This is a genomic window from Cytophaga sp. FL35 (assembly GCF_014349235.1).
Lineage (GTDB): Bacteria > Bacteroidota > Bacteroidia > Flavobacteriales > Flavobacteriaceae > Euzebyella.
Genome location: NZ_JACSOH010000055.1, coordinates 1 through 3730, shown reverse-complemented (window position 1 = coordinate 3730; position 3730 = coordinate 1). Strand labels below are relative to the sequence as shown.

At 52.8% G+C, this 3730-nt stretch carries 1 protein-coding gene; it reads left to right on the top strand.

The annotated features are described in order from the left end of the window. A partial coding sequence (locus tag BIZ36_RS21220; protein ID WP_286175036.1) for a hypothetical protein occupies positions 1-3730 on the top strand: 3730 nt, incomplete at both ends.

Below are 3730 nucleotides of genomic sequence, written 5' to 3'. Positions count from 1 at the left end.
TAACGAAGCTGGAAACAGCATCACGGTAGCCAAGTCGGATATTACCGATTTAGGCGGCGGACTTTACCAGTTCACCAACGGCGACGGTACGGATGTGACCATCGATACGAACGGTATGTCCATCAGCAATGTGATTGCTGGTAACAGAATTGCTACGGTAACCGAAGCCGATGGTACAACTACGGATGTAAACGAAACGATTACCACTTTATCTACTGCAGATAATATAACATACACCTACGCTTCCGAAAATGGAACAACCACTTCTTTTGATGGAACTGATGATCAAGAGGCGTCGGAAGTAAACTTAACAACTCCGATTGATGTAGATGGAGACTCCGTAAATGAGACTACCGTTGAAGAGGCCATAGCCGATTTGGCAAACAATGCCAGTGATGATCAAAACTTGACAGGGGCTAACCTTAATGGAAGCAATCAATTACAAATAGATATTGAAAACGGGAATTCCACCACAGCAGATTTATCGTCTTTAGCGGAAACGGTATCTGCGGGCACAGGTGCTATTTCAGTAACAGATGATGGTAACGGAAATTATACGGTTAACTCTACTGATACGGATGAGGATGAAACCAATGAGCTTTCCCAGGTAGATGCTGGAACCCCAGTAGCTACGGGAGCCACGGCTACTAATGTGGGTGTAACCTATGTTGATACTACTACGGGTCAACTTTATGTTTGGGACGGTACCAACTGGGCCCAGGTTGGTGGCAATGCTACACCTGATGCAGATCCTGACCCAACGAACGAGATTACGGATGTGACCGATAACGGCAACGGCACGACTACAATCACCGACGTAAACGGAGGAACCGTAACCGTTGATAACGATGGAATTGATAATGTGGATGATGCCGATAACGACCCGACGAACGAAATCACCGATGTGACCGACAACGGCAACGGCACGACTACCATTACCGATGTGAACGGAGGAACCGTAACCGTGGATAACGATGGCGTTGACAACGTGGACGATGCCGATAATGACCCGACCAACGAAATCACGGATGTGACCGATAATGGTAACGGAACAACAACTATTACCGATGTGAACGGAGGAAGTGTTACCGTAGATAACGACGGAGTCGATAACGTGGACGATTCGGACAATGACCCAACGAACGAGATTACGGATGTGACCGATAATGGTAACGGAACGACGACCATTACCGACGTAAACGGTGGAACCGTAACCGTTGATAACGATGGAATTGATAATGTTGACGATGCGGACAACGACCCAACGAACGAAATCACGGATGTGACCGACAACGGCAACGGTACAACTACAATCACCGACGTAAACGGAGGAACCGTAACGGTGGACAACGATGGCGTCGATAATGTGGACGATGCCGATAACGACCCAACGAACGAGATTACCGATGTTACGGACAACGGAAACGGCACGACTACCATTACCGATGTGAACGGAGGAACCGTAACAGTTGACAACGACGGAGTGGACAACGTAGACGATGCGGACAACGACCCAACGAACGAGATTACGGATGTGACCGACAACGGAAACGGCACAACTACCATCACCGATGTAAACGGAGGGACCGTAACGGTGGACAACGATGGCGTCGATAATGTGGATGATGCGGACAACGACCCGACGAACGAGATTACCGATGTGACCGACAACGGAAACGGCACAACTACCATCACCGATGTGAACGGAGGAACCGTAACCGTGGATAACGATGGGATTGATAATGTGGATGATGCGGACAACGACCCAACGAACGAGATCACGGATGTGACCGATAACGGCAACGGCACGACTACCATTACCGATGTGAACGGAGGAACCGTAACAGTTGACAACGACGGAGTGGACAACGTGGACGATGCGGACAACGACCCAACGAACGAGATTACGGATGTGACCGACAACGGAAACGGCACAACTACCATCACCGATGTAAATGGAGGGACCGTAACGGTGGATAACGATGGCGTTGACAACGTGGACGATGCCGATAATGTAGTGGGTAATGAGTACAACACAGGTAGCGCAATCACTGCTGGAAGCCTTGAAATTACCGATGGGGGAGGTACCGAATCAGTTAATTTGATAAGTGGTGATGCCAATAATGACATTGCCGTTGGCTCTGATGGTGCCTTGTATTTAAATGTGGCATCTGTTACGATTGCTGAGACCAATACCAATTTAACGGATAATAATAACGGTACGGTTACCTATGTAAATGAAAACGGAGTTTCCCAAACGATTTCCAAATCGGCCTTGACGGACAATGGAAACGGAACATTCACATTTGACAACGGAAATGGAACACCTATTACATTCAATGGAACCGATAATGTGGACGATGCGGACAACGACCCAACGAACGAAATCACGGATGTGACCGATAACGGAAACGGTACAACAACCATTACCGACGTGAACGGCGGAAGCGTAACCGTTGATAACGATGGGGTTGACAACGTGGACGATGCCGATAATGACCCAACCAACGAGATTACGGATGTGACCGACAACGGAAACGGCACAACTACCATCACCGATGTGAACGGCGGAACTGTAACCGTTGATAATGACGGAGTGGATAATGTGGATGATGCGGACAATGACCCAACGAACGAAATTGAATTACCTAGTGGAGGTAATAATGGTCAGGTTCTATCAACTGATGGAAGCGGAACTTATACTTGGGTAGATCCGGATTCAGGTCCAGCAGGTGCCGATGGAACAGACGGTAACGGTATTGTTTCTACAGTTGATAACGGAGATGGCACATTTACATTAAACTATTCAGACGGTTCAAGTTTTACTACTTCGAATTTCACTGGCCCACAAGGTCCCCAAGGTCCGGCAGGAGCAGACGGAGCGGATGGCGCAACAGGTCCACAAGGACCCCAAGGTCCAGCAGGTGCAGATGGAGCGGATGGTGCAACAGGTCCACAAGGTCCCCAAGGCCCGGCAGGAGCAGATGGCGCTGACGGTGCGGTAGGCCCCCAGGGTCCCGCAGGACCCCAAGGTCCAGCAGGAGCAGACGGAGCGGACGGAGCAACAGGCCCACAAGGTCCCGCAGGTCCCCAAGGTCCAGCAGGTGCAGACGGAGCAGATGGTGCAACAGGCCCACAGGGTCCCGCAGGTCCACAAGGTCCGGCAGGAGCAGACGGAGCAGATGGCGCAACAGGTCCACAAGGTCCCCAAGGTCCGGCAGGAGCAGATGGCGCTGACGGTGCAACAGGCCCACAAGGTCCCGCAGGTCCCCAAGGTCCGGCAGGTGCAGACGGAGCAGATGGCGCAACAGGCCCACAGGGTCCCGCAGGTCCACAAGGCCCGGCAGGTGCGGACGGTGCCGATGGTGCAACAGGCCCACAAGGACCCCAAGGTCCAGCAGGTGCAGATGGAGCAGACGGAGCAACAGGCCCACAAGGTCCCGCAGGTCCTCAAGGCCCGGCAGGAGCGGACGGCGCTGACGGTGCGGTAGGCCCCCAGGGTCCCGCAGGACCCCAAGGTCCGGCAGGAGCAGACGGAGCAGATGGTGCAACAGGCCCACAAGGTCCCCAAGGCCCGGCAGGAGCAGATGGCGCTGACGGTGCAACAGGCCCACAAGGTCCCCAAGGTCCGGCAGGAGCAGACGGAGCGGATGGCGCAACAGGTCCACAAGGACCCCAAGGCCCGGCAGGAGCGGACGGCGCTGACGGTGCGGTTGGCCCCCAGGGTCCC